Raw genomic sequence first — 25,678 nt, 5'->3', positions numbered from 1 at the left:
CCGCTGAACCGGGGCATCGTCGCGCTGGGCGGCGGACACGGCCTGTACGCGACGTTGTCGGCGGCCCGCCGGCTGACTCCCTACGTCACCGCGGTGGTGACCGTCGCCGACGACGGTGGTTCTTCCGGTCGGCTGCGCAGCGAACTGGGTGTGGTGCCGCCGGGTGATCTGCGAATGGCGTTGGCGGCCTTGGCGTCTGACAGTCCGCATGGGCGGCTGTGGGCGACCATCATGCAGCACCGGTTCGGCGGCAGCGGCGCCCTGGCCGGGCATCCGATCGGCAACCTGATGCTGGCCGGCCTGTCCGAGGTGCTGGCCGACCCGGTGGCGGCCCTCGACGAGCTCGGACGCATCCTCGGCGTCAAGGGCCGGGTGCTGCCGATGTGCCCGATCGCGCTGCAGATCGAGGCCGACGTCTCCGGTCTGGAAGGCGACCCGCGGATGTTCCGGCTGATCCGCGGCCAGGTGGCCATCGCGACCACGCCGGGCAAGGTGCGCCGCGTCCGGCTGCTGCCGGACAACCCCCCGGCGACCCGCCAGGCCGTCGACGCCATCATGGCCGCCGATCTGGTGGTGCTGGGCCCCGGCTCGTGGTTCACCAGCGTGATCCCGCATGTGCTGGTGCCCGAGCTGGCCGCGGCGCTGCGGGCGACCACCGCGCGCCGCGCCCTGGTGCTCAATCTGGTGGCCGAGCCGGGGGAGACGGCCGGCTTCTCCGTCGAGCGTCATCTGCACGTGCTGGCCCAGCACGCACCGGAGTTCAGCGTGCACGACATCATCATCGACGTCGAACGGGTGCCCAGTGAGCGCGAGCGCGATCAACTGCGCCGCACCGCCACACTGCTTTCGGCCGAGGTCCACTTCGCCGACGTGGCCAGACCTGGTACACCTTTACATGATCCAGGCAAGCTCGCGGCGGCCCTGGACGGGGTCCGGGCGGCCCACAAGGCTCCGGGACCGTCGTCGGTCACGGCCACCGCGGATATTCGGGTCGACGGTGCAAGCCCACCAGCCGGGGGGAGTGGACCGGCCGGCAGCGGACCAAGGGGTGACGACGCGTGGCCATGACGACCGAAGTCAAAGACGAACTGAGCCGCCTCATCGTGAAATCGGTCAGCGCGCGCCGGGCGGAGGTCACGTCCCTGCTGAGGTTCGCCGGTGGGCTGCATATCGTCGGTGGCCGCGTGGTGGTCGAGGCCGAGGTGGACCTGGGTAACGTCGCGCGGCGGTTGCGTAAGGACATTTTCGAGCTCTACGGATATAGCGCCGTCGTACATGTGTTGTCGGCCAGCGGGATTCGCAAGAGCACCCGATACGTGTTGCGGGTGGCCAACGACGGCGAGGCGTTGGCGCGCCAGACCGGCCTGCTCGACAACCGCGGCCGCCCGGTGCGCGGACTGCCGGCCCAGGTGGTGGGCGGCAGCGTCGGCGACGCCGAGGCCGCCTGGCGGGGAGCCTTCCTGGCGCACGGGTCGCTGACCGAACCCGGGCGTTCGTCGGCGTTGGAAGTCAGCTGCCCCGGCCCGGAGGCGGCGCTGGCGTTGGTGGGTGCCGCGCGCCGGCTCGGTGTCAGCGCGAAGGCCCGCGAGGTCCGCGGCGCCGACCGGGTGGTGGTGCGCGACGGCGAGGCGATCGGCGCGCTGCTTACCCGGATGGGCGCCCAGGACACCCGGCTGGTCTGGGAGGAGCGCCGGATGCGGCGCGAGGTCCGCGCCACGGCCAACCGGCTCGCCAACTTCGACGACGCCAACCTGCGCCGCTCGGCGCGGGCCGCGGTCGCGGCCGCGGCCCGGGTGGAGCGGGCCCTGGAGATCCTGGGCGACACCGTCCCCAACCATCTGGCCTCGGCCGGCAAGCTGCGGGTCGAGCACCGGCAGGCGTCGCTGGAGGAGCTCGGCCGGCTCGCCGACCCGCCGATGACGAAAGATGCTGTGGCGGGACGTATTCGGCGACTGTTGTCGATGGCCGATCGCAAGGCGAAGGTCGAGGGCATTCCCGACACCGAGTCGGCGGTCACACCGGATCTGCTGGAGGACGCCTGATGACGATGCGCGCCGCGAAGCGGCGGGCTGAGGAGTCGGGCGAATCAAGCGACGCCTAACCCGCGGGTAGTTTGTTTACCATTGCTGGTCGCGATGGGGGTTGGGGGGCTACGGTCGGGTGATGAAACGGCTTTCGAGTGTTGATGCGGCGTTTTGGTCTGCAGAAACTGCGGGCTGGCACATGCATGTGGGGGCGCTGGCGATCTGCGACCCGAAGGACACTTCCGAGTACAGCTTTCAACGTCTCCGTCAATTGTTGATCGAGCGCCTGCCGGAGGTGCCGCAGCTGCGATGGCGGGTCACCGGCGCGCCGCTGGGCTTGGACCGGCCGTGGTTCGTCGAAGACGAGGAGCTCGACGTCGACTTCCACGTCCGTCGCATCGGTGTGCCGGCGCCGGGCGGGCGTCGCGAGCTCGAGGAGCTGGTGGGCCGGTTGATGTCCTACAAACTGGACCGCTCCCGGCCGCTGTGGGAGATGTGGGTGATCGAGGGCGTCGAGGGCGGCCGGATCGCCACGCTGACCAAGATGCACCACGCCATCGTCGACGGGGTCTCGGGCGCCGGGCTGGGCGAGATCCTGTTCGACGCCACGCCGGAACCGCGTGCGCCGCAACAGGAAACGGTCGGATCGCTGGTGGGGTTCGAGCTGCCGGGGCTGGAGCGGCGCGCCGTGGGCGCGCTGATCAACGTCGGTGTCAAGACGCCGTTCCGCATCGCTCGGCTGATGGAGCAGACCGTGCGCCAGCAGATCGCCACACTGGGTGTGCGCAGCAGACCGCCGCGTTACTTCGAGGCGCCCAAAACCCGTTTCAATGCACCGGTCTCGCCGCACCGGCGCATCACCGGCTGCCGCGTCGAACTGACCCGCGCCAAAGTCATCAAGGACGCGTACGGCGTCAAGCTCAACGACGTCGTGCTCGCGCTGGTGGCCGGCGCGGTCCGCGACTACTTGCAGAAGCGCGGCGAGCTGCCCGCCAAAGCGCTGATCGCGCAGATCCCCGTGTCGACGCGCACCGACGAGAACAAGGACGACGTCGGCAACCAGGTGGGCTCGATGACGGTCTCGTTGGCCACCGATGTCGAAGACCCGGGGGAGCGGCTGCGGGCCATTCGCGAGAGCACCCAGAACGCGAAGCTGATGGCCAAGGCGTTGTCGGCGCATCAGATCATGGGGCTGACCGAGACCACGCCGCCGGGGTTGTTGGGGCTCGCCGCCCGGGCCTACACGGCCAGCGGGCTGTCGCGAAACCTGGCTCCTATCAACCTGGTTGTCTCAAACGTCCCCGGCCCGCCGTTCCCGCTGTACATGGCCGGCGCCAAGCTGGATTCGCTGGTGCCGCTGGGGCCGCCGGTGATGGACGTCGCGCTCAACATCACCTGCTTCTCCTACACCGATTACCTGGACTTCGGTTTCGTGACCACCCCCGAGGTGGCCAACGACATCGACGATATGGCCGATCGGATCGAGCCGGCGTTGACCGACCTGGAGAAGGCCGCCGCGCGCGAGAACGGTTAGCGGCGATCGCAAGCGCGGCGAAGCCGGGCGAAGCGGGTCGCCGCCATCAGGCTAGGCCCCGGCGATCGCGCTAGGGATCGTCCTCTTCACCGTCGCGTAGCAGTTTTTCGGGGTGGTGGAAGGTATTGGTTCGCGGTTGGCCGCGGTCCAGCTTCGGCGGCGGGATCCATTCGGTCTCGGCGCGGGTGTTTTTGCGGGTGGTCCAGCCGCCGGGTCGCAGCAGGCGATGGTGTGGGCCGCAGGCGAAGGTGAGGTCGTTTACGTCGGCGGTCTGGCACGTGGCGTAGTCGGTGACGTGGTGGACCTCGCAGTAGTAGCCGGGAACCGTGCACCCGGGGGCACTACAACCGCGGTCCTTGCCGTACAACACGATTCGTTGTCCGGGGGAGGCGAGGCGTTTGGTGTGATACAGCGCCAGCGCCTTGCCCTTGTCGAAGATCGCCAAATAGTGATGGGCGTGGCGGGCCAGGCGGATCACGTCGCTCATCGGCAGAATCGTGCCGCCTCCGGTTAGCCCGCGACCGGCCGCCGCTTCCAGATCCTGCAGCGTGGTGGTGACGACGATGGAGGCCGGTAAGCCGTTGTGCCGACCCAGGTCTCCGGAGGCTAACACCGCGCGCAGCGCGGCGAGCAGTCCGTCGTGGTTGCGCTGGGCAGCGGATCGCGGATCGCGCTCGATCGCCTCTTGGCTGGGCGCGCCGTCCACACAGGGACTTTCGTCGTCGGGATTGCACATGCCCGGCGCGGCGAGCTTGGCCAGTACGGCTTCCAGGGTGGCGCGCGCTTCGGGGGTCAGCCAGCCACGTAGTTCCGACCTCCCGTCAGAGCGCTGGCTACCCAGGCTCAGTCCACGCCGCCGGGCCCTGTCCTCGTCGCGGTAGATGCCGTCGGGGTTGAGGCAGTCGGCCAGCGTCTTGGCCCAGCCCGGCCAGTTGTTCGGGTCGAAACCTGCTGCCATCCTTGGCCAGCCGAGTCTCGGCCTGCTCGCGGGTCGCGACGTCCACCCAGCCGGGCAGTTGGTGATAGAACTTGCGGATCACCGCGACCTGACCGGCCCCCAGTGTGCCGTCGCGTTGACCGGCCGCGGTGGTGGCCAGGGCCGGTGGCAGCGGTTCGCCGGTCAGGCCGTGCCGCGGGCCCAGGTCCCGCGCCTCCTTGATGCGCCGGGATGCCTCGGTGCGGCTGATCAGCGTCGCCTCGGCGATCGCATGGCACACGGTGCCGCCGATCTCTAGCGACGGAGCTTGGCGTGCAAGGGAATTGATCACCGGATGTTCCAAGGCCGGTATGCGCCGGCGCAGCCTCTCACAGCGCTCCAATACCGCCAGTTGCCGGCGCGGATCCAACGCGTCGAACGACAAAGCGCACGCCCGGTCCAAGTCGGCATCCAGCGCATCGAACACCGCGTCGACATCCTGGGCACTACTTGCACTCACACCGCCAAACTAGCCGCACCCACCGACAAGAAACGCCGCTTTGTGGCCACTGAAACCACAGTGACACAAGGGATTACAGAGAATCGCGAAAGACGCTGCGACGCCTCAGTCGCGCTCGGGTGGATTCGTCGCGTACACCCACGACAGGAATCGTGCAACGGCCTCCGCGGACCGATGCGCGCGCGGGGAACTGAAGATGTCGAAAGCGTGTTGAGCGTGCGGTAATTCGGCGTAGGCGACCGGATTCTTGGACACCGCGCGCAGTTCCTCGACGAACTCTTCGGCCTCGCCGACCGGGATCAGCGAATCGTCGTGGCCGTGCAGGACGAAAAACGGCGGTGCGTCGGCGCGCAACCGCCGGATCGGCGAGGCGTCCACGTAGATGTCGCGGTGGGTGGCGAATTTCTTTTTGACAACGAACTTTTGGAGCAGGTCCACGAATTCGCGCCGGCCCTCGCCCTCGGTCGAGAACCAGTCGTAGCGCCCGTACACCGGCACCGCGGCGACCACCGAGGTGTCGGCATCCTCGAAGCCGGGCTGGAACTTCGGGTCGTTAGGCGTCAGCGCCGCGAGCGAACATAGATGGCCACCGGCGGATCCGCCGGTGATGGCCACGAAGTTCGGGTCGCCGCCGTAGCGGGAGATGTTCTCCTTGACCCAGGCCAGCGCGCGTTTGACGTCGACGATGTGGTCGGGCCAGGTGTGCCGCGGCGACACCCGGTAGCCGATCGACACGCACACCCAGCCGCGCGCGGCCAGGTGGCTCATCAGCGGATAGGCCTGAGGGCGGCGCATTCCGATCACCCAGGCGCCACCGGGGACCTGCAGCAGCACGGGCGCCTTGCCGTCGCGCGGCAGATCGCGGCGGCGCCAGATGTCGGCGAGGTTGGCGCGGCCGTGCGGACCGTAGGACACCACGTTGGTCTTCTCGACGTAGCGGCGGCGCGCCACGGTGTTGCCCAGCGGCAGGGTGCGCCGCCCGCTGCGCGTCGGTGTGCTCTGGGGCAGCTTGCTCAGCGCCTCTTCGTAGTCGTCGCCCAGTTGGTCGCGCAGCCCGGCCTCCAGCACCGGACCGGGAGTGGTGACGCCGCGATACTTGATCACGCCCAGGATGGCCCAGGACGCCGCCGTCATGGTCAGCGCGGCCTTGCCGCGCCGCCCCGCGAAGTCGCCGCGTCGGCCCCGCCGCAGTGCGTCGAACAGCGAGGCGGAGAAGTAGACGCCGGGCACCTCGGAGGCCGGCCAGCCGAACCAGAAGACCAGCACGGTGGTGTAACCCTTGCGGGCCAGTGGGCGTAAACCGTTGGCGGCGTTGGCCAATTCGAGCGCGGCTCGGGCGAGCGGCCGGGGTTTCCTGATGGTCCGGGCCAGCCGCATCAGCCGGTCACCCGCGCTTGCAGCTCGGCGCGCAGGATCTTGCCGGTGCTGCTGCGGGGAAGCTCGTCCAGCACGGTGATCTCGCGGGGGATCTTGTAGTTGGCCAGGTTCTCCCGCACGTGCTGCTTGAGCGCCTCGGGTGCGGCGCCCGCGTCGAGCGCGGCGCCCGGCTCGAGCACCACGAAGGCCGCCAGCCGCTGCCCGTATTGTTCGTCGTCCACGCCGATCACCGATGCCTCCGCCACGTCGGGATGTGCCGCCAAAATCTTCTCCACCTCGATCGGGTACACGTTCTCGCCGCCGGAGACGATCATCTCGTCGTCGCGGCCGACGACGAACAGGCGCCCCGCCTCGTCCAGATAGCCCAGGTCGCCCGATGACATGAAGCCGGCGTGGAAGTCCTTGGTGCTGCCCGAGGTGTAGCCGTCGAACTGAGTGTTGTTGCGGACATAGATGCTGCCGACCTCCCCGGTGGGCAGTTCGTTGAATTCCGGGTCCAGGATCCGGATTTCGGTTCCCCCCGCGGGCCGGCCCGCGGTGTCGGGCGCCGCGCGCAGGTCCTGCGGGGTGGCCGTCGCGATCATGCCGGCCTCGGTGGCGTTGTAGTTGTTGTAGATCACGTCGCCGAACGCGTCCATGAACGCGGTCACCACGTCGGGTCGCATCCGCGATCCCGAGGCGGCGGCGAATCTCAAAGACCGGCCGCTGTAGCGGCGCCGCACCTCGGCGGGCAGCTCCATGATGCGGTCGAACATCACCGGAACCACGGCAAGCCCGGTGGCCTTGTGGCGGTCGATGAGGTCCAGCGTGGCCTCGGGGTCGAACTTGCGCCGGGTGATCACCGTGCAGGCCATGGACGCGGCGAAGATCAACTGGGAGAAGCCCCAGGCGTGGAACATCGGCGCCACGATCACGATGTTCTCCTCGGCCCGCCACGGCGTGCGGTCCAGAATCGCCTTGAGCGTGCCGATTCCGGCGTTGCCGCCGGTTTGGTTGGCGCCCTTGGGCGTTCCGGTGGTGCCGGAGGTGAGCAGGATCATCCGGCCCTTGCGGCCCGAGCGCCGGGGCTGTTGCCCGGCGTGGGCGGCGATCAGCTTCTCGACGGTGAGATCGTGTTGCCCTGGGGGCCCCTCCCGCTTGCGGGGGACTGTCCAGGCCACGATGCGGGCGGCGTCCGGCCTGTCCGCCAGCGCGCGGTCCACCGTCGGGGTGAATTCCTCGTCGTACACCACGGCGTCGACGCCCTCGCGGTTGACCACCTCGGCCAGCGCGGGCCCGGCGAACGACGTGTTCAGCAAAACGACGTCGGAGCCGATCCGGTTGACGCCCACCACCGCTTCGACGAAGCCGCGGTGATTGCGGCACATGACGCCTACGACCTTGGGTTGACCCGCGGGCAGCTGCTGCAGCGCGGCGCCGAACGCGTTGATCCGCTCGTCGAGTTCACGCCAGGTCAGCGCGCCACGTTCGTCGATCAGCCCGGGACGATCCGGGCAGCGCTGCGCCGCACTCGCGAAGCCGACCGTCATGCCCATGCCCTCGCGGCGCATGGCCGCGGCCATCTTCAGGTAGCGGTCGGGACGCATCGGCGCGATCATGCCGGCGCGGCTCAGCGTGCTGACCAGGCCTAGGGTCTCGCTCAACGGATTCGGCACGGCTCAGCCCAGGATCGGGAAACGACGCTTGGCGGCCAGCTCGGTCAGCGCCTCCTGCATCACCGACCGCACGTACTCGTCGACCTCGTCGACGTCCGGGTCGTCGCCGAACTGCTTGGCGATGTCGATGGGCTCCAGCACCTGGGTCACGATCTTGGTGGGCAGCGGCAGGTTCGGCGGGATGACCGCGCTCAGGCCGAAGGGGAAACCGAAGGACAGCGGCAGAATCGCGCTGCGCAGCAAGCGTTTGATGCCCAGCCGCTCGGCCAGCCAGGTGCCGCGCGTCAGGTAGAGCTGGGTCTCCTGCCCGCCGACGGACACCGCAGGCACGATCGGGACGCCGGCCTCGATCGCCGTGCGGACGTATCCCTTGCGGCCGTTGAAGTCGATGACGTTCTCCGACAGGGTCGGCCGGTAGGCGTCGTAGTCGCCGCCGGGGAACACGATCACCACGCCCCCGGACCGCAACGCCTCGGCCGCGTTCTCGCGGTTGGCCCGGATGTATCCGGTGCGCCGGAAGAAGTCTCCGGTGGGTCCGGTCATCAGGATGTCGTGGCTCAGCGTGTAGACCGGCCGGTCGTAGCCGAGTTTGTCGTAGAAGTGGACGCTGAAGATCGGGACGTCCATGGGGAACATGCCCCCGGAGTGGTTACCCACCACCAGCGCCCCGCCGGGCGGGAACGCATCCAGACCGTGCACCTCGGACCGGAAGTAGGTCTTCAGGACCGGGCGCATCACCGCCATCAGGCGCTGGGTCAAGCCGGGGTCGAATTTGCCGATGTCCCCGCCGCCGGGGTTGCCGTTGTCGGTCACGTTCCTCCCTTGACACTCGCGCGAGGCCGCTTCGCCGAGACGAGTCCCTCGATGGTAGCGACCGGACCCTTGCTGCTGTGAGGGTGTTTCACCCTATTTCGTCCAGGCATGTGGTGCGCCACGGTGGGGGGCGCTATTGTTACGGCGCCCTAAGTAATCCTCGTAATCCTCGAGCAAAGGGGACACCGATGGACGTAGCCGGTCTGTCACATGAGCGCGGTGCACGCTCGAGCACCACACACAGATCGGCCGGCACCCGGGACAGGCGCGGGCGGCGCTCCCACACCGCCGCGTCCCGCCCGGAAACCACTCGTCAGGGGCAAGACGCGTCCCGCCCCGCACCGGCCATCGACCGGGCCGCCGACGCGCTCGCGTCGGCCGCTCCGGATAGCGCGGATCAACAGCAGGCCGACTACTTCGTGCGGCTGCTCGCCGGGCGGCGCGGTTTCATCGATCAGCGCATCGAGGAGTTTCAGCGCAAGATCGGCACCGCGGAAACCAAGGGCGACCTCGACGCGGTGGCGAACCTGCGTCGCCTGGTGCGCATCGCCGAGCAGGATCGGCGGACCCTGGACACCCTGCTCGACAAGCTGCGCCGGCGGTTTGTCCGCCAGGCACCGGCAACGGGTTCGGCTCAGGCGCGCCCCGCGGTTCGCCGGGACGTCCCAGTCGTACGCTGAATCACCCATCATCACAGCGGTTTTCGTCATCGGAGGGGTGACGAGGTAGCCGGCGCGGATCACCGAGGCACACAAAGCGGCACACCCGCTTGGCGGTGCCGATACATTCTATGGGCCAGCTGGTTTCTAGATAGGAACGAGGCCGCCCATGGGATTCATGGCTCCGGAGTTTCCCGACGTCGACCCGCAGACGTGGCTCAGCCTGCCGCGTTCGACCAGGCGCCAGATCATGACCCGGCACTGGGTCGAACACGGCTTCGGTTCCCCGTACGCGGTCTATCTGTTCTACGTCTTCAAGATCGCCGGGTACGGCGCCGGTGCCGCCGCGGTGATCTCCCTGACGCCGGGCCTGGGCGGCCTGGGCCATATCGCCGACTGGTGGACGCAGCCGATCGTGTACCAGAAGCTGGTCGTCTTCACGCTGCTGTTCGAGATCCTCGGCCTGGGTTGCGGGTCGGGGCCGTTGACCGCGCGGTTCTGGCCGCCGTTCGGTGGCTTCCTGTATTGGTTGCGGCCCAACACTATTCGGCTGCCGGCGTGGCCGGACAAGATTCCGTTCACCCGTGGGGACCGCCGCACCGTCGTCGACATCGCGCTGTATCTCGTGGTGCTGGCATCCGGCGTCTGGGCGCTGCTCTCCCCGGGACGGGGCGGCCCGGTCACTGCTGCCGGCGACGTCGGCCTGATCGATCCCATGCTGGTCGTGCCCGCCATCGTCGCGCTCGCGCTGCTCGGCCTGCGGGACAAGACCGTGTTCCTGGCGGCGCGCGGCGAGCACTACGGGCTGACCCTGCTGGTGTTCTTCTTCGGGTTCACCGACCAGATCGCCGCCTTCAAGATCATCATGCTGGCGCTGTGGTGGGGCGCGGCGACCTCCAAGCTCAACCACCACTTTCCGTACGTCGTCGCGGTCATGATGAGCAACAGCCCACTGCTGCGCAGCCGGGCGTTCAATTGGTTCAAGCGCCGGCTCTACCTCGACCCGGTCGACGACCTGCGGCCGTCGTGGATCCCGAAGATCATGGCGCACGTCGGCGGGACGACCGCGGAGTTTCTGGTGCCGCTGGTTCTGGTGTTCGTCGCCGACGGCCACCGCTGGGCATGGTTCCTGATCGCCTTCATGGTGCTGTTCCACCTCAACATCACGTCCACCATCCCGATGGGCGTCCCGCTGGAATGGAACGTCTTCTTCATCTTTTCGCTGTTCTATCTGTTCGGGCACTACGCCGGCGTCACGGCCGCCGGGCTGAGCTCGCCGCTGCTGCTGATCATCCTGATCGTCGCGCTGGCGGTGGTGCCGATCGCGGGAAACCTTTTCCCGGAACAGATTTCGTTCCTTCCCGCGATGCGCTACTACGCGGGCAACTGGGCCACCAGCACCTGGTGTCTACGCAGGGGCGTCGAGGACAGGATCGAGGCGAACATCACCAAGGCGTCGGCGCTGGCGCCCAATCAGCTTGCCCGGCTTTACGATCCGCAGACCGCGGAGCTCATGATCGACAAGTTGATGGCGTGGCGATCCATGCACACGCACGGGCGGGCGTTGGGGGGGTTGGTGCCGCGCGCCTTGCCGGCCGGCGCCGACGAGGCCGACTACCTGTTGCGCGACGGCGAGATCATCGCCGGACCGCTGATCGGGTGGAACTTCGGCGAAGGCCACCTGCACAACGAACAGCTGCTGGCCGCCGTGCAGCGGCGCTGCGACTTCGACGAGGGCGACGTGCGGGTGATCATCCTGGAGGCCCAGCCGATCCAGCGCCAGACGCAGGCATACCGCATCGTCGACGCCAAGACGGGCCTGATCGAAGAGGGCTACGTCGACGTCGCGGGCATGCTGAGCCGTCAGCCCTGGCCCGAGCCCGGCGACGACTACCCGGTGCACGTCATCGATGGCGGCGACCCGCCGCGCCCGGCTTCGCCGCGCTTGCGATCGCCGCGGACGACCCGGCACACTGCTCGATGACCAGCGCGGTCGTCGTCGGCGCCGGGCCCAACGGCCTGGCCGCGGCGATCCAGCTCGCCCGCCGTGGTGTCGACGTGCAGGTGCTCGAGGCGCGCGACACCGTCGGCGGGGGAGCACGCTCGGCCGAGCTGACGGTGCCGGGCGTGATCCACGACGTCTGCTCGGCCACCCACCCGTTCGGCGTCGGTTCGCCGTTCTGGGCGGAGATCGACCTGCCGAGCTACGGGCTGGCCTGGAAGTGGCCGGAAATCGACTGCGCGCATCCGCTGGACGACGGCACCGCGGGCGTGCTGTATCAGTCGATCGATCGGACGACGGCAGGCATGGGATCCGACGCATCGCGGTGGCGGCGCGCCGTCGGGGACCTCGCCGCCGGATTCGATCAGCTGGCGCAGGACTTGCTGCGTCCGGTGCTGCACATCCCACGCCACCCGGTGCGCCTGGCCGGTTTCGGGCCGCGCGCGCTGCTCCCGGCCACGGTGATGGCCCGCTGGTTTCGCACCGAGCCGGCCCGCGGGCTGTTCGGCGGGGCCGCCGTGCACATCTACACCCGTCTGGACCGTCCGCTGACCGCATCCCTGGGGCTGCTCTTTCTGGCCAGCGGGCACCGCTACGGATGGCCCGTCGCGCAAGGCGGCTCCGGGTCGATCACCCGCGCCCTGGCCGCGGCCCTGCAGGCGCACAGGGGCAGTATCGCCACCGGAGTGGCTGTCACCGGCCGCCGCGACATCCCGGACGCCGACATCGTCATGCTCGACCTGAGCCCCGCCGCCGCACTGCGGATCTACGGCGACGCCATGCCCGGCCGGATCAAGCGGTCCTACCGGCGCTACCGGCAGGGGTCCTCGGCCTTCAAGGTCGACTTCGCCATCGAGGGCGACATCCCCTGGACGAACCCCGACTGCCGACACGCCGGCAGCGTGCATCTGGGCGGCGCTTTCGCCGAGACCGCCGACACCGAACGCCAACGCGCACAAAGCAAGATGGCTGAGCGGCCATTCGTCCTGATCGGCCAGCAGTATCTGGCCGATCCGTCCCGCTCGTCGGGCAACATCAACCCGATCTGGGCGTACGCGCACGTGCCGTTCGGCTACGACGGCGACGCCACCGGCGCCGTCGTCGACCAAATCGAGCGGTTCGCCCCCGGATTCCGCGACCGCATCGTCGCAACCGTCAGCAAGGGCACCGCCGATCTGGCGGCCTACAACCCCAACTACATCGGTGGCGACATTATCGGCGGCGCCAACGACGGGCTGCAGGTCCTCCTGCGCCCGCGCATCGCCGTCAACCCGTATGCGATCGGCGTGCCGGGTGTCTATTTGTGCTCGCAATCGACGCCGCCGGGAGCCGGAATCCACGGCCTGTGTGGCTACTACGCCGCCGGGGCGGCGCTGGCTTGGCTGCGGAAGCGTCGCAGCGACTGACGGCGCCAGCCCCACCGCGCGGTATCGACCGGGATTGCGCTAAGGGGCGAATTGCTTGTCATGATGGGCAGATGGCCGGGCGTGATCGCGATGATTCCGGTCGGCCGCGAAGCGCCCGACCGCGCGACGCTCTGGGCCGACCACTTGCGCCGGGCAGCGCAGGTGTTTCGCGCGTTCCGGACGACCTGTTGCTGGCACCGGCCGAGGCCCTCGCGTATGCCCAGGATCTGCTGGGCCGAGGCCTCGCCTTCAACGCTCACGAGGTGTTCGAGGCAGTGTTGAAGAACGGCCCGGTCCACGAACGGCCACTGTGGCAAGGCCTGGCGCAGCTCGCGGTGGGAATCACGCATGTCCAGCGGGGCAACGTCCATGGTGCGACCGCGCTACTTCGCCGCGCCTCCGCCCATCTTGCCCACGAGGATCGGCCGGCGCCGCACGCTATCGACGTCTCCGGGCTGGTCGACTATGCCGGCGCGCTGATCGACGACCTCGCCGCCGGGGTCGACGTCACCCCGACCCGGCTACGACCCCGCCTGGTAAACCGGGGAGCCGGGTAGGCCCGCCGACGGGATCGGCGTTCATACCGCGCCGCCGCCGTGGCTACCGCGTTGAGTCGCCCAGCGGCGCAGGTCGGTTTGTCCACTGCTTGCCTAAGCCGCCGCGGAATCCCAGATCGACTGCCGGGCCATTTCGTTGCGTGCCGGGCGACGTCGACAGGTGCGGAGCTAGTCCGGATGGCGGATGGTCGCGCGCCTGAGGCGGCGATTGTTCATCGGATCGTGTGTCGACTTCTGGTGTTCCAGCTGCCGTGCCAACTCGCGCTTTGCATCACACAGAGCGCGGGTGATGTCCGTATTTTCCGCGACCGCTACGAGTAGTGGATGGCCGGGAAGGGTTGTGCGTAAAGTGATGCGCTGTTCCTTGCCGCCGCGGTCCTGCAGGGTGACTTCGATGTCCACGTCATTCGGATCCCATCTGCCTAGCTGCCCCTCGAGCGTGGACAACGTCTGTGTGACGTGCGGACGCTCCTTGGCAAGAAAGCCCGCGCCTACATGGATCACATTCTCGCGGAAGATCTTTCGTTTAGAGTGGTCAGAGTTCCTCATTGTGGCCTCATTCCGGTTGTTAGGTTTCGCAGGTCATAGTGATCACGCCAGCCTGCTTCATCCGCCGCGAATTGCGTTGTGGCAGCGCATTTCATGGCGGACTCCCGCTCGCTGGAGCGGCAAAGGCCTGCGCTCTGGCCGGACTTTTCGTCGGCGGCTATTTTCAGTTCACCGACCACATCTTCGATAGCGCTCGCGACCGATGCGACGTCATCGACGTTGTCGGGGCACGCGACGATGCCCACAGTCAGGGTGCCGTCATAGGATACGGCGGTGATGTTGAGATTGGAGCCCTCAAACAGCGGAGCGAGGGCGTGGATCCCCAGCACATGCGCTCCGGCGCAATAGATTTCGCCGCTGGGGCCCGGAACGTTGGAAGTGATGACATGGGCGACCGGCGAGTGGAACCGAGACAGTTTCAGGCCGGTGTACACACCCATCGCCCAGGCGATTACCACGGGTGGAACGAGATCTATGACATCGGCGAGGTTGACGGGCGGGACCGCGCGTCGCCTGTCCTTGATCCTGGACGTCGCGTCGTGAATGCTGGCCAGCTGCTGTGCCGGATCGGCCAGATCGACCGGCAATTGGACGAGCACCGGTGACCAACTATTGGACGCGTCGCCATCGATACCTCGTGTCGAGATCGGCATCATGGTGCGCAGCGGATGACTGGGCACCGTGTCGTGGGTTGCCAACCATCGGCGCAGCGCCGATGCCGTTGCGGTCAGGAAAACATCGTTGACAGTGACATCGAACGCGGCGGTGATGGCCCGCAGGTCGTCCATGGCCAACGCCGCGAAGGCAACGCTGCGTCGCCCGGTGAGCGGCGCGTTCAGCTGCGTTCTCGGCGAGTTCTCGTCCTCTTCGAAATCCTTACCATCGGGCCATCGCGGATCGACCCCTGGGAGGAGTTGGCGTACCGATCCCAGCGCGGTTCCTATTGCCGACTTCATCGCGACGGGACCCAACCGGATGGCGATCCGGACGCCCACAGCGGTGTTGGCCGCGATCTCGTCGATCGCGTCCCATACCCTCGCGGCCGCCCCTGGCATCGTGGCCCGGGCCCGCGGGGGTGCCGCCGCGAATGCACCTTGGGCATCAACAGTCATCAGTTCGGGCAGCATCGACCTGACTGCGCCCACCCCATCGGTCATGGCGTGGGAGAACTTGATCAATACGACGAGTCTGCCGTCGGCGAGGCCTTGCACGACCCAGGCGTCCCATAGCGGGCGGCGGCGGTCCAGAGGCTGCGCATGCAGTTCACCGATGAGCGTGGTCAACTCGCGCGTAGTGCCGGGCTCGGCCAGCCGGACGCAATGCAGATGGCTGTGGACATCGAACGCGGGGTCCTCGATCCATGACGGCTGACCCAATCCGAAAGCTCTGGTGAGCAGGCGGTGGCGAAAATCGGGCATCGCCGCGGTGCGCTCAGCCAACAGCTTGTAAATCGCCGCGGCGGTCGTTTCGCCCTGCGCCTCGGGGTCGCAAAACAACACCGCCGTCACGTGGGTGGGCATCACGGATGTTTCACCGTGCAGCGTGACACCGTCCAGGCCGGTCAATCGTTGCATCATGCTGCTCCATTCGTATATGCGAGTCGTGAGCTCAAAGCTTGCCGGCGAATCTTCCCGACGCGCTCAGCAGCGACCGTCCAAACGCCTGGCCGCAGGGTGATTCATGATCGCCGGCATGGCTTGCAATTCGTGCCGACGCACTTTGGTCAGTCTACACTGTGCCAATCGACGTGTGTCCACACCGTTGACACTGCGGCTCCGCGGGTTATCGCTCGCACAATGTGGCGCATCCACATACGGATCAGCAGGACGAAAGCAACGCGCAACTACGGAAATCCGTGCGGCCGTTGGGGGTTGAAGCAAGCCGTGCCGGTGCTTAGCGCACCCTTTCGGGTATTGAGTTCAATGCAGCCAGGACATGCACGGCGAGTTTGACAGCCGCGTCATTGCCCAGCTTGGAGTGCGCGGTGATGGTGTCCGTGACGAGTTGGAGACGAATATCGTAGGGAGTACAGGCCGTTGTGAGCGAAGCCATCGAATGTCCTTTGTAGTCGAGCATGTTCGCTCGCAACCGAGCTGCTCGATACCGATGAGCTTACGCCGATTCGCGGCCGCCGCGGGCGCGACGAGCATGCGGATATTGAGTACGTCGATTTTGGAAGGACAGGATATTTGGATTCAGTACAGTCCCGTCGAGGATCTCGATCGCCCGACGCACCGTCTGATCGGCGTGCCACCTCTCAGGCCCGGCGATCACGGTCGGCAGGTAGGGGAGCAACGCCTCGCTGATCTCCCAGGTCGCCGAATCCCACAAGTAGGACGGGCTGTGATCGACCGCGTAGTAGGTGACGTTCGCTCGGACGGGGAACGTCGGCCGCGCAAACGAGGTTGGGCGTGCCCAGCTGAAACCCATTGCCTCATCACAGGATACGTCAATTATGAGGCTGTTCGGGCGTAGTGCGGCGAGGTCGTCGTCGCCCAGGAAGGTCAGCGGTGCGTTGGTATCCTGCAACACGCAGTTGACAATGATGTCGTGCTGGGCGAGGAATCCGGCGAGCGCCGCTCTGCCTCCCTGGGTGGACACGAAAATCTCCGTCGAACCATCGAGAGAGTTCGGGTCCTGAGCGAAATGGACGATCCGGGCCGGATGAATGGGGGAGGCCACTTCGGTCACGCTGCGGTTGGTGAGGACGTTGATGTCATGCACGCCCTGCGCGTTCAATGCAGTCACCGCGCCTCGCGCGGTGGCGCCGAAGCCGATGACGACGGCCCGCAACCGGCGACCGTAGGTGCCCGACCAACCGACGATAGACATGGCATGCAGCACCGAGCTGTAACCCGCGATCTCGTTGTTCTTATGGAACACATGCAATTTGAATGAACCGTTGCGACTCCACAGGTTCATCGACTCGAACGCGATCAGTGTCTGTCGACCGTCGATAGCGCACTGCGTCAGCTCCTCGTCTTGCACGCAGTGCGGCCAGCCCCACAGCACCTGGCCGTCGCGAAGCTCGGCCAGATCGCGGGCGTGAGGCTTAAGCAGCAGAATGACATCGCACTCGGCGATCAATTGCTCACGGGAACGGATGCCGGCCACCCAACCCGACAGCTCCGTATCGGAGACGCCAAAATACTTCCCATAGCCCGCTTCGAGGTAGATGCCTGCGCGAACATCGGCATCTATCCGGTCGAAATGACGCGGGTGTATTGGCAGCCGGCGCTCGTTCTCCTTGCAAGTCGCGCCGATGACACCGAGACGCAATTGACCCATGCCGGCCTACTCCCTGACACGTTTGCGGGAAGAGCGTCTTGGCGCCGGCACGGTGGCGGCAAGACCGATGAACAACACATCCAGAGCGCGGTCGAGTTCGGCTGCACCGTCGTAGTAGCCGAGCGCTGGGGCCAGCGCACGCACTTGGGGGAACTCGGTGATCGTCAGTCGGTGCAAGCCTAGGCGCAACACATCATCGGACTCCTCGGGCCGCTCGACGACCTCCTGCAGCTCGGTGAGGATGTGGCCATACAGATAGCCGAAGAGCACGCGGTAGATACGTAACGCGTCGACCCCGCTGAAGCCCACCGCAGTGAGCAGCGCGACGACGTTCTCCAGTGGCCGTAGCATGCCCGGGGGTCGCTGCCCCAGCGGCGTGGCTAGTGGCCGAGTGACCAATAGCGGCACCACATTCGGGTGCTCGAGGGCCAGTCGGCGGAAGTCATGCGCCACCGCGCGCAGCTGCCCGGCCCAGTCCGGGTCCGCAGTGTCCACCCGCAATTGGGCCAACACGATCTCGGCGACCCCGTCGAGCAGCGCCGCCTTATTCGGCACATGCCGATAGATCACCGTCGGATCCCGACCCACTGCCTCACTCAGACGCCGCATCGACAATCCATCCGCACCGTCACGATCGACCAATCGCAACGCACACTGCAAAACCACCGACCGGCTGACCGAGCCGTGTTCTGGTCGGTTGGCGACGGACGCGTCAAGTCCATCAGCGGCAATTGCCGGTTGCTTCGCCATTAAGCGTCCCTTTCCTTTAGGTGTCTTCGGTTGGCTACGTGTCTCGGGTGCTCCGCCCCATCCTAACGCCGTTCGCCAACGTCGTTGACGTGCAGCGTGGGAAGCGTGTGCATCAGGCTAGAAGGGCTTCCACCCGGAATTTCAGGCTCGACACGTGCGGGCGCTCAGGCAAAGCTGGGCTGGACTCGCAACCGCTAGTCCGGGTGATGTTGCGCACAAGTTATGTCGTCTACCGACGGCCAGCCTGCAAAGGCGATGGTCCACACGCTTACCGGCGCGGCAACCGCGCGTGTCGCTGATCTAGGCTGACCACAGGCAGTGTCCGGCGGACATGGACGAGACATGGAACCGACGACCCAGGAAAGACAGAGGAGAGACAAGTGACGGTCCGAGTAGGTATCAACGGCTTCGGTCGCATCGGGCGGAACTTCTACCGGGCCTTACTGGCTCAACAGGAGCAAGGCAGCGCCGACATCGAGGTGGTCGCGGTCAACGACCTCACCGACAACGCCAGCCTGGCGCACCTGCTGAAGTTCGACTCCATCCTGGGCCGCCTTCCCCACGACGTCAGCCTCGAGGGTGACGACACCATCGTCGTCGGCAGCAAGAAGATCAAGGCGCTCGAGGTCAAGGAAGGCCCGGCGGCGCTGCCCTGGGGCGACCTGGGCGTCGACGTCGTCGTCGAGTCCACCGGCATCTTCACTAACGCCGCCAAGGCCAAGGGTCACCTGGACGCCGGCGCCAAGAAGGTGATCATCTCCGCGCCCGCCACCGACGAGGACATCACCATCGTGCTGGGCGTCAACGACGACAAGTACGACGGCAGCCAGAACATCATCTCCAACGCCTCGTGCACCACGAACTGCCTCGGCCCGATCGCGAAGGTGCTCAACGACGAGTTCGGCATCGTCAAGGGTCTGATGACCACCATCCACGCCTACACCCAGGACCAGAATCTGCAGGACGGGCCGCACAAGGACCTGCGCCGGGCCCGCGCCGCCGCGCTGAACATCGTGCCGACCTCCACCGGCGCCGCCAAGGCCATCGGCCTGGTGCTGCCGGAGCTGAAGGGCAAGCTCGACGGGTATGCGCTGCGGGTGCCCATCCCCACCGGCTCGGTCACCGACCTCACCGCCGACCTGAAGAAGTCCGCCACCGCCGACGAGATCAACGCCGCGATGAAGGCCGCCGCTGAGGGACCCATGAAGGGCATCCTGAAGTACTACGACGCGCCGATCGTGTCCAGCGACATCGTCACCGACCCGCACAGCTCGATCTTCGACTCCGGGCTGACCAAGGTGATCGACGACCAGGCCAAGGTGGTGTCCTGGTACGACAACGAATGGGGCTACTCCAACCGCCTCGTCGACCTGGTCGCCCTGGTCGGCAAGTCGCTGTAAGCCGTGACTGTCCACACTCTGAAAGACCTTCTCGCCGAGGGGGTTTCCGGGCGCGGCGTGCTGGTGCGCTCCGATCTGAACGTGCCGCTCGACGACGGCAAGATCACCGACGCCGGCCGCATCACCGCCTCGGTGCCGACGCTGAAGGCGTTGGTCGACGCGGGCGCCAAGGTGGTGATCACCGCGCACCTCGGGCGGCCCAAGGGCGCAGCCGACCCGCAGCTGTCCCTGGCGCCGGTCGCCGCGGCGCTCGGTGAGCAGCTCGGCCGGCACGTGCAACTGGCCGGCGACGTCGTGGGAACCGACGCGCTGGCGCGCGCCGAGGGGCTGACCGACGGCGACGTCCTGCTGCTGGAGAACATCCGCTTCGACCCGCGCGAGACCAGCAAGGACGACGGCGAACGGCTGGCGTTGGCCAGGCAGCTGGCCGAACTGGTCGGGCCGACAGGCGCTTTCGTCTCCGACGGCTTCGGCGTGGTGCACCGCAAGCAGGCCTCCGTGTACGACATCGCCACCCTGCTGCCGCACTACGCGGGCACGCTGGTGGCCGACGAGATCCGGGTGCTGGAAGAGTTGACCAGCTCCACCAAGCGCCCCTACGCGGTGGTGCTGGGCGGGTCGAAGGTGTCCGACAAGCTCGGCGTCATCGAGTCGCTGGCCACCAAGGCCGACAGCATCGTGATCGGCGGCGGGATGTGCTTCACCTTCCTTGCCGCGCAAGGCTTCTCGGTTGGTAAATCGCTGCTGGAGACCGAGATGGTCGACACCTGCCGCAGGCTGCTGGACACCTACGTCGACGTGCTGCGGCTGCCGGTGGACATCGTGGTGGCCGACAAGTTCGCCGCCGACGCGACCCCGCAGACCGTCGCGGCCGACGCCATCCCGGACGACCTGATGGGCCTGGACATCGGACCGGGCTCGGTCAAGCGATTCACCACGCTGCTGTCCAACGCCGAGACCGTCTTCTGGAACGGCCCGATGGGCGTGTTCGAGTTCCCGGCGTTCGCCGCGGGCACCAAGGGCGTCGCCGAGGCGATCGCCGCGGCCACCGGCAAGGGCGCGTTCAGCGTGGTGGGCGGCGGGGACTCGGCGGCCGCGGTGCGCGCGCTGGGCATCCCGGAGGGCGACTTCTCGCACATCTCCACCGGTGGGGGAGCGTCGCTGGAATACCTTGAGGGCAAGACGCTTCCGGGTATCGAGGTGTTGAGCCGACCCCAGCCCGACCACAACTAGGAGGCCCAGAGTCGTGAGCCGCAAACCGCTGATCGCCGGCAACTGGAAGATGAACCTCAACCACTTCGAGGCGATCGCGCTGGCGCAAAAGATCGCGTTCGCGTTGCCGGACAAGTACTACGACAAGGTGGACGTCACGGTCCTGCCGCCGTTCACCGATTTGCGCAGCGTGCAAACCCTGGTCGACGGCGACAAACTGCGGCTGACCTACGGCGGGCAGGACCTGTCCGAGCACGACTCGGGCGCCTACACCGGCGACATCAGCGGCGCCTTCCTGGCCAAGCTGGGTTGCACGTTCGTCGTCGTCGGGCACTCCGAGCGGCGGACCTACCACCACGAGGACGACGCGTTGGTGGCCGCCAAGACCGCCGCGGCGCTCAAGCACGAACTGACCCCGATCGTCTGCATCGGCGAGCACCTCGAGGTGCGCGAGGCGGGCAACCACGTCGGCCACTGTGAGGACCAGCTGCGTGGCTCGCTGGCCGGGCTGTCCGCCGAACAGATCGGCAAGGTCGTCATCGCCTACGAACCGGTGTGGGCCATCGGCACCGGCCGGGTGGCCAGCGCGAGCGACGCCCAAGAGGTGTGCGCGGCGATCCGCAAGGAGGTGGCCGTGCTGGCTTCACCGCAGATCGCCGAGGACGTGCGGGTGCTCTACGGCGGCTCGGTGAACGCGAAGAACATCGGCGAGCTGATCGCCCGCGACGACATCGACGGTGGTCTGGTCGGCGGCGCGTCCCTGGACGGCGAGCAGTTCGCCACGCTGGCGGCGATCGCCGCCGGTGGGCCGCTGCCCTGAGAACGACCCCGCCCCGGTAGGCTGGCCGTCATGCAGTTGGCTTTGCAGATCACCCTGGTCGTCACCAGCATCCTGGTGGTGCTGCTGGTGCTGCTGCACCGGGCCAAGGGTGGCGGCCTGTCCACGCTGTTCGGTGGCGGCGTGCAGTCCAGCCTGTCCGGCTCCACGGTGGTGGAGAAGAACCTGGACCGGCTGACGTACTTCATCACCGCCATCTGGCTGGTGTGCATCGTCGGCATGGCGCTGATGATCAAGTACCGCTGACGGCGCGGGTATTCGGCGCGTTCACAGTGCGGCGGTGAGCCTCCATAGAGCGTCGCGGTCGACCGAATCGGAGCGATCCAGCGGGCTGACCACGAGGTCGGTGGCTCCGGCGTCAAGGTAGCGGCGCAACTGGCGTACGACAGATTCCTCGGGCCCGATCGCGGCGAGATCGACGATACTGTCGAGGCCCTCGCGGGCAATCACAGTGCGATACGACGGGATGGCCTCGTAAAAGCTCAGCTGTTGGCCGGCGTCGGCGCGAGCGCCCTCGACATCGTCGCACAACAGCACGGGCACCGCGGCGATGACGCGCGGTGCCGGGCGGCCCGCCTCGGCGGCCGCCTTGGTGATTTCGGGCACGATGAATTCTCCGATCGTGCGGGGCCCGGCCAGATAGGGCAGTGTCCCGTCGGCCAGTTCGCCGGTGACCCGCAGCGCCTTGGGGCCCATCGCCGCCACATACACCGGGATCGGGGTGCCGCCCGGCACCCGCACCGGCCAGGTGGGGCTGGCGCTGAGTTCGCTGCCGTGAAAGTCGACGCCGCCGGTGTCGAACACCGACGCCAGGATGGTCAGGTGTTCGCGCAACCGGGTGATGGTGTTGGGCCAATCGGTGCCGAAGGCCGGGCGTTCCACTTGGCGGGCACCCAGTCCCAGCCCAAGGCTGAAGTTGCCGTGCGCGGCGGCCTGCGCCGTTTGTGCCAATGAGGCGATGATCAGCGGGTGACGGGGGTTGATCGGCACCACCGAGGTGCCCACGCCCAGCCCGGGCACGGCGGCCCCGACGAGCGCGGCGAGCGCGATGGCGTCGTAATTCTGCTGCTGGGGCAGCCACACCTGCGCGACCTCGAGGTCGTGGGCTCGTTTGGCTTGGGCTATCACGTCATCGACCAGATTGGACGCATCGGGACGGGCCATGAGAATGATTCCGGCGGACATGTCCGCAACCAACACGCGTGATCGGCCGGTCATTCCTGCCGAATCACCGTGATCTGACCCGCTGGGCGCCATGGTGATTCGCGGGGGCAAGTGATCCCCGACGGGCGGACGCCGACAACCGCGTCGATACTGGGTCCCATGGTTGAGGCATCCGAGGGCACGCTGGAACCGATCGGCGCCGTGCAGCGCACCCTGGTCGGTCGTGAGGCGACCGAACCGATGCGGGCCGACATCAGGCTGCTGGGCGCCATCCTGGGCGACACGGTGCGCGAGCAGAACGGGCACGAGGTGTTCGACCTCGTCGAGCGGGCCCGGGTGGAATCGTTTCGGGTGCGGCGTTCCGAGATCGACCGCACCGAGCTGGCGCGGATGTTCTTTCGCATTGACATCCGCCAGGCGATCCCGATCATCCGGGCGTTCAGCCACTTCGCGTTGCTGGCCAACGTCGCCGAAGACATCCACCGGGAGCGCCGCCGGGCGATTCACGTCGCCGCGGGCGAAGCGCCGCAGGACAGCAGCCTGGCTGCGACCTACGCCAAACTCGACCGGGCGCAACTGGATTCGGCCACCGTCGCCGACGCGCTGAAGGGCGCGGTGGTGGCCCCGGTGATCACCGCGCACCCCACCGAGACCCGCCGGCGCACCGTCTTCGTCACCCAGCACCGGATCACCGAGCTGATGCGGCTGCGCGCCGAAGGGCACCAGGAGACCGACGAGGGCCGCAACATCGAACTCGAGCTGCGCCGTCAGGTCCTGACGCTGTGGCAGACCGCGCTGATCCGGTTGTCCCGGTTGCAGATCACCGACGAGATCGAGGTGGGGCTGCGCTACTACGCCGCCGCGTTCTTCCGGGTCGTCCCGCAGGTCAACGCCGGGGTGCGCGACGCGCTGCGGACCCGCTGGCCCGACGCCGACCTGCTGAACCAGCCGATCCTGCAGCCCGGGTCCTGGATCGGCGGTGACCGCGACGGCAATCCGAACGTGACGGCCGACGTGGTGCGCCAGGCCACCGGCAACGCCGCGTTCACCGCGCTGGCGCACTACCTGGCCGAACTGACCGCCCTGGAACAGGAGCTGTCGATGTCGGCGCGCCTGGTCGCGGTCACCCCCGAGCTGACCGAGCTGGCCGAGGGCTGCGGGGAGAAGGCCCGCGCCGACGACCCCTACCGGCGCGCGGTGCGGGTGATCCGCGCCCGGCTCACCGCGACCGGCGCCGAGATCCTGGACCGGCGACCGCAGCACCAGCTGGACATGGGGTTGACGCCGTACGCCGCCCCGGCCGAGCTGCAGGCCGACCTGGACACCATCGATGCGTCGCTGCGGGCGCACGGCAGCGCACTACTTGCCGACGACCGCCTGGCGCTGCTACGAGAAGGCGTGCGGGTCTTCGGGTTTCATCTGTGCGGTCTGGACATGCGGCAAAACTCCGACGTGCACGAGGAAGTGGTCGCCGAGTTGCTGTCGTGGGCGGGGGTGCATCCGGATTACGCTTCGCTGCCCGAGGACGAGCGGGTCGAGCTGCTGGCCGCCGAGCTGGCCACCCGCCGGCCGCTGGTCGGCGGCCGCGCCGAGCTGTCCGAGTTGGCCCACAACGAGCTGGGGGTGGTGCGCGCGGCCGCGCACGCCATCGAGCGCTACGGGCCGTCCGCCGTGCCCAATTACGTGATCTCCATGTGCCGTTCGGTTTCCGACGTCCTGGAGGCCGCGATCCTGCTGAAGGAGGCGGGCCTGATCGACGCGTCCGGGGATGCGCCGTACTGCCCGGTGGGCATCTCGCCGCTGTTCGAGACCATCGACGATCTGCATAACGGCGCGACGATCCTGCACGCGATGCTCGAACTCCCGATCTACCGCGCGCTGGTGGCCGCGCGCGACGACAGCCAGGAAGTGATGCTGGGCTATTCCGACTCCAACAAGGACGGCGGATATCTGGCCTCCAGCTGGGCGGTGTACCGGGCCGAGCTGGCGCTGGTCGAGGTGGCGCGCAAGACCGGAATCCGGTTGCGGCTCTTCCACGGTCGTGGCGGTACCGTCGGCCGCGGCGGCGGCCCGAGCTACGAAGCCATCCTGGCGCAGCCGCCCGGGGCGGTGAACGGCTCGCTGCGGCTCACCGAGCAGGGCGAAGTGATCGCCGCAAAATACGCCGAACCACAAGCGGCGCAACGTAACCTGGAGAGCCTGCTGGCCGCCACCCTGGAATCCACGCTGCTGGACGTGGAGGGATTGGGCGACGCCGCGGAGCCGGCGTATGCGGTGCTGGACGAGGTGGCCGTGCTGGCGCAGCGCGCCTATGCCGAATTGGTGCACGACACACCGGGTTTCGTCGACTACTTCATGGCCTCCACGCCGGTCAGCGAGATCGGTTCGCTGAACATCGGCAGCCGACCCACCTCACGCAAACCCACCCAATCCATCTCCGACCTGCGCGCCATCCCGTGGGTGCTGGCGTGGAGTCAGTCGCGGGTGATGCTGCCCGGCTGGTACGGCACCGGGTCGGCATTCGAGCAGTGGATCGCGGCGGGCCCGGAAAGCGAAAGCGAGCGGGTGGACATCCTGCACGACTTGTACCAGCGCTGGCCGTTTTTCCGCAGCGTGCTGTCCAATCTGGCTCAGGTGCTGGCCAAGAGCGACCTCGGCCTGGCGGCGCGCTACGCCGAGTTGGTGGACGACGAGGAGTTGCGGCACCGGGTGTTCGACAAGATCGTCGACGAGCACCGGCGCACCATCGCCATGCACAAGCTCATCACCGGTCAGGACAACCTGCTGGCCGACAACCCGGCCCTGGCGCGATCGGTGTTCAACCGCTTCCCGTACCTCGAGCCGCTGAATCACCTGCAGGTGGAGTTGCTCCGCCGCTACCGGTCGGGCGATGACGACGAGTTGGTGCAGCGCGGCATTCTGCTGACGATGAACGGGCTGGCCAGCGCGCTGCGAAACAGCGGCTGATACCCGCGAATCGGTCGCCGGCCGGCCCGGTCGCGAATACCCTGAAT

At 67.6% G+C, this 25,678-nt stretch carries 21 protein-coding genes and 1 pseudogene; 12 read left to right on the top strand and 10 right to left on the bottom strand.

What is annotated here, in order from left to right; genetic code table 11:
* Positions 1–3: 3 nt before the first annotated feature.
* The 3 genes from yvcK to MTY59_RS24425 all read left to right on the top strand — a co-directional run bounded on the left by yvcK (position 4) and on the right by MTY59_RS24425 (position 3,558).
* Positions 4–1,068, top strand: coding sequence for a uridine diphosphate-N-acetylglucosamine-binding protein YvcK (gene yvcK / locus MTY59_RS24435; RefSeq protein ID WP_221046639.1), 1,065 nt, complete (start codon positions 4–6; stop codon positions 1,066–1,068).
* Positions 1,065–2,042 carry a DNA-binding protein WhiA gene (gene whiA, locus MTY59_RS24430; protein WP_221046638.1) on the top strand — a complete coding sequence of 326 codons (978 nt, stop codon included), beginning with the start codon at positions 1,065–1,067 and terminating at the stop codon, positions 2,040–2,042. The genes yvcK and whiA overlap by 4 nt, the downstream gene beginning before the upstream one ends.
* A gap of 121 nt (positions 2,043–2,163) precedes the next feature.
* Complete coding sequence (locus MTY59_RS24425; RefSeq protein WP_221043434.1) at positions 2,164–3,558, top strand: WS/DGAT/MGAT family O-acyltransferase; 1,395 nt, start codon at positions 2,164–2,166, stop codon at positions 3,556–3,558.
* A 70-nt stretch (positions 3,559–3,628) separates the two neighbouring features.
* Here the strand turns inward: MTY59_RS24425 and MTY59_RS24420 are convergent.
* The 4 genes and pseudogenes from MTY59_RS24420 to MTY59_RS24405 all read right to left on the bottom strand — a co-directional run bounded on the left by MTY59_RS24420 (position 3,629) and on the right by MTY59_RS24405 (position 8,770).
* Positions 3,629–4,994 (bottom strand): annotated as a pseudogene (locus tag MTY59_RS24420) (HNH endonuclease signature motif containing protein).
* 105 nt (positions 4,995–5,099) lie between these two features.
* Positions 5,100–6,371: an alpha/beta hydrolase gene (locus MTY59_RS24415; RefSeq protein WP_221043433.1), complete on the bottom strand. Its 1,272-nt coding sequence runs from the start codon at positions 6,369–6,371 to the stop codon at positions 5,100–5,102.
* Positions 6,371–7,969: an acyl-CoA ligase FadD12 gene (fadD12, locus tag MTY59_RS24410; protein ID WP_250160907.1), complete on the bottom strand. Its 1,599-nt coding sequence runs from the start codon at positions 7,967–7,969 to the stop codon at positions 6,371–6,373. Before fadD12 ends, MTY59_RS24415 begins: the two co-directional genes overlap by 1 nt.
* 60 nt (positions 7,970–8,029) lie before the next feature.
* Positions 8,030–8,770, bottom strand: a complete 741-nt coding sequence (locus MTY59_RS24405; protein ID WP_250160906.1) for a lysophospholipid acyltransferase family protein — start codon at positions 8,768–8,770, stop codon at positions 8,030–8,032.
* A gap of 257 nt (positions 8,771–9,027) precedes the next feature.
* On the opposite strand from MTY59_RS24405, the gene MTY59_RS24400 reads away from it, so the two are divergent.
* The 4 genes from MTY59_RS24400 to MTY59_RS24385 all read left to right on the top strand — a co-directional run bounded on the left by MTY59_RS24400 (position 9,028) and on the right by MTY59_RS24385 (position 13,463).
* Positions 9,028–9,519 (top strand): hypothetical protein, encoded by a 492-nt coding sequence (locus MTY59_RS24400; RefSeq protein ID WP_250160655.1) that lies wholly within the window; start codon positions 9,028–9,030, stop codon positions 9,517–9,519.
* 148 nt (positions 9,520–9,667) lie between these two features.
* On the top strand, positions 9,668–11,482 hold the full coding sequence (locus tag MTY59_RS24395; protein ID WP_221043430.1) for a DUF3556 domain-containing protein: 1,815 nt from the start codon (positions 9,668–9,670) through the stop codon (positions 11,480–11,482).
* Positions 11,479–12,906, top strand: a complete 1,428-nt coding sequence (locus MTY59_RS24390) for a phytoene desaturase family protein (RefSeq protein ID WP_221043429.1) — start codon at positions 11,479–11,481, stop codon at positions 12,904–12,906. The genes MTY59_RS24395 and MTY59_RS24390 overlap by 4 nt, the downstream gene beginning before the upstream one ends.
* A 71-nt stretch (positions 12,907–12,977) precedes the next feature.
* Positions 12,978–13,463 carry a DUF309 domain-containing protein gene (locus MTY59_RS24385; protein WP_221043428.1) on the top strand — a complete coding sequence of 162 codons (486 nt, stop codon included), beginning with the start codon at positions 12,978–12,980 and terminating at the stop codon, positions 13,461–13,463.
* 168 nt (positions 13,464–13,631) lie between these two features.
* On the opposite strand, the gene MTY59_RS27555 is transcribed toward MTY59_RS24385, so the two are convergent.
* From MTY59_RS27555 to MTY59_RS24360, 5 genes are all read right to left on the bottom strand, one after another.
* Positions 13,632–14,012, bottom strand: coding sequence for a hypothetical protein (locus MTY59_RS27555; protein WP_250160654.1), 381 nt, complete (start codon positions 14,010–14,012; stop codon positions 13,632–13,634).
* Positions 14,009–15,586 (bottom strand): wax ester/triacylglycerol synthase family O-acyltransferase, encoded by a 1,578-nt coding sequence (locus tag MTY59_RS24375; protein WP_250160905.1) that lies wholly within the window; start codon positions 15,584–15,586, stop codon positions 14,009–14,011. Before MTY59_RS24375 ends, MTY59_RS27555 begins: the two co-directional genes overlap by 4 nt.
* A gap of 319 nt (positions 15,587–15,905) precedes the next feature.
* A complete protein-coding gene (locus tag MTY59_RS24370) occupies positions 15,906–16,088 on the bottom strand; it encodes a DUF6307 family protein (RefSeq protein WP_221043426.1) in 183 nt (60 codons plus the stop codon).
* A 36-nt stretch (positions 16,089–16,124) separates the two neighbouring features.
* A complete protein-coding gene (locus MTY59_RS24365; RefSeq protein WP_221043425.1) occupies positions 16,125–17,300 on the bottom strand; it encodes a N(5)-(carboxyethyl)ornithine synthase in 1,176 nt (391 codons plus the stop codon).
* 6 nt (positions 17,301–17,306) lie between these two features.
* On the bottom strand, positions 17,307–18,050 hold the full coding sequence (locus MTY59_RS24360; protein WP_221043424.1) for a TetR/AcrR family transcriptional regulator: 744 nt from the start codon (positions 18,048–18,050) through the stop codon (positions 17,307–17,309).
* A 380-nt stretch (positions 18,051–18,430) separates the two neighbouring features.
* On the opposite strand from MTY59_RS24360, the gene gap reads away from it, so the two are divergent.
* From gap to secG, 4 genes are read left to right on the top strand one after another with little or no spacing between them, the layout of a single operon-like run.
* Positions 18,431–19,450: a type I glyceraldehyde-3-phosphate dehydrogenase gene (gene gap, locus MTY59_RS24355; protein ID WP_221043423.1), complete on the top strand. Its 1,020-nt coding sequence runs from the start codon at positions 18,431–18,433 to the stop codon at positions 19,448–19,450.
* Positions 19,451–19,453: 3 nt separating this feature from the next.
* Positions 19,454–20,683, top strand: a complete 1,230-nt coding sequence (locus tag MTY59_RS24350; protein ID WP_221043422.1) for a phosphoglycerate kinase — start codon at positions 19,454–19,456, stop codon at positions 20,681–20,683.
* A gap of 13 nt (positions 20,684–20,696) precedes the next feature.
* Entirely contained in the window at positions 20,697–21,482 is a 786-nt protein-coding gene (tpiA, locus tag MTY59_RS24345; protein WP_221043421.1) for a triose-phosphate isomerase, read from the top strand.
* Between the two features lie 30 nt (positions 21,483–21,512).
* Positions 21,513–21,746: a preprotein translocase subunit SecG gene (secG, locus tag MTY59_RS24340; protein WP_221043420.1), complete on the top strand. Its 234-nt coding sequence runs from the start codon at positions 21,513–21,515 to the stop codon at positions 21,744–21,746.
* Between the two features lie 21 nt (positions 21,747–21,767).
* Here secG and MTY59_RS24335 read toward each other — a convergent pair whose 3' ends face one another.
* The gene (locus MTY59_RS24335) at positions 21,768–22,685 is read right to left on the bottom strand and encodes an LLM class F420-dependent oxidoreductase (RefSeq protein ID WP_221043419.1); all 918 of its coding nucleotides are present in this window, start codon (positions 22,683–22,685) and stop codon (positions 21,768–21,770) included.
* Between the two features lie 138 nt (positions 22,686–22,823).
* On the opposite strand from MTY59_RS24335, the gene ppc reads away from it, so the two are divergent.
* A complete protein-coding gene (gene ppc / locus MTY59_RS24330) occupies positions 22,824–25,631 on the top strand; it encodes a phosphoenolpyruvate carboxylase (protein ID WP_221043418.1) in 2,808 nt (935 codons plus the stop codon).
* Positions 25,632–25,678 lie beyond the last annotated feature (47 nt).

Origin of the sequence: Mycobacterium senriense (genome assembly GCF_019668465.1) — a bacterium.
Taxonomy (GTDB): domain Bacteria; phylum Actinomycetota; class Actinomycetes; order Mycobacteriales; family Mycobacteriaceae; genus Mycobacterium; species Mycobacterium senriense.
The sequence above is the reverse complement of the archived record's forward strand: the minus strand, read 5'-3'. Positions and strand labels throughout refer to the sequence as shown.

What these genes read in the sequence shown, in the direction of transcription:
- whiA (WP_221046638.1), top strand. Translation starts at nt 1,065, where the DNA reads ATGACGACCGAAGTCAAAGACGAACTGAGCCGCCTCATCGTGAAATCG.
- MTY59_RS24425 (WP_221043434.1), top strand. Translation starts at nt 2,164, where the DNA reads ATGAAACGGCTTTCGAGTGTTGATGCGGCGTTTTGGTCTGCAGAAACT.
- MTY59_RS24415 (WP_221043433.1), bottom strand. Translation starts at nt 6,371, where the DNA reads ATGCGGCTGGCCCGGACCATCAGGAAACCCCGGCCGCTCGCCCGAGCC.
- fadD12 (WP_250160907.1), bottom strand. Translation starts at nt 7,969, where the DNA reads ATGATCGCGCCGATGCGTCCCGACCGCTACCTGAAGATGGCCGCGGCC.
- MTY59_RS24405 (WP_250160906.1), bottom strand. Translation starts at nt 8,770, where the DNA reads ATGGCGGTGATGCGCCCGGTCCTGAAGACCTACTTCCGGTCCGAGGTG.
- MTY59_RS24400 (WP_250160655.1), top strand. Translation starts at nt 9,028, where the DNA reads ATGGACGTAGCCGGTCTGTCACATGAGCGCGGTGCACGCTCGAGCACC.
- MTY59_RS24395 (WP_221043430.1), top strand. Translation starts at nt 9,668, where the DNA reads ATGGGATTCATGGCTCCGGAGTTTCCCGACGTCGACCCGCAGACGTGG.
- MTY59_RS24390 (WP_221043429.1), top strand. Translation starts at nt 11,479, where the DNA reads ATGACCAGCGCGGTCGTCGTCGGCGCCGGGCCCAACGGCCTGGCCGCG.
- MTY59_RS24385 (WP_221043428.1), top strand. Translation starts at nt 12,978, where the DNA reads ATGGCCGGGCGTGATCGCGATGATTCCGGTCGGCCGCGAAGCGCCCGA.
- MTY59_RS27555 (WP_250160654.1), bottom strand. Translation starts at nt 14,012, where the DNA reads ATGAGGAACTCTGACCACTCTAAACGAAAGATCTTCCGCGAGAATGTG.
- MTY59_RS24375 (WP_250160905.1), bottom strand. Translation starts at nt 15,586, where the DNA reads ATGCAACGATTGACCGGCCTGGACGGTGTCACGCTGCACGGTGAAACA.
- MTY59_RS24370 (WP_221043426.1), bottom strand. Translation starts at nt 16,088, where the DNA reads ATGCTCGACTACAAAGGACATTCGATGGCTTCGCTCACAACGGCCTGT.
- MTY59_RS24365 (WP_221043425.1), bottom strand. Translation starts at nt 17,300, where the DNA reads ATGGGTCAATTGCGTCTCGGTGTCATCGGCGCGACTTGCAAGGAGAAC.
- MTY59_RS24360 (WP_221043424.1), bottom strand. Translation starts at nt 18,050, where the DNA reads ATGGCGAAGCAACCGGCAATTGCCGCTGATGGACTTGACGCGTCCGTC.
- secG (WP_221043420.1), top strand. Translation starts at nt 21,513, where the DNA reads ATGCAGTTGGCTTTGCAGATCACCCTGGTCGTCACCAGCATCCTGGTG.
- MTY59_RS24335 (WP_221043419.1), bottom strand. Translation starts at nt 22,685, where the DNA reads ATGTCCGCCGGAATCATTCTCATGGCCCGTCCCGATGCGTCCAATCTG.
- ppc (WP_221043418.1), top strand. Translation starts at nt 22,824, where the DNA reads ATGGTTGAGGCATCCGAGGGCACGCTGGAACCGATCGGCGCCGTGCAG.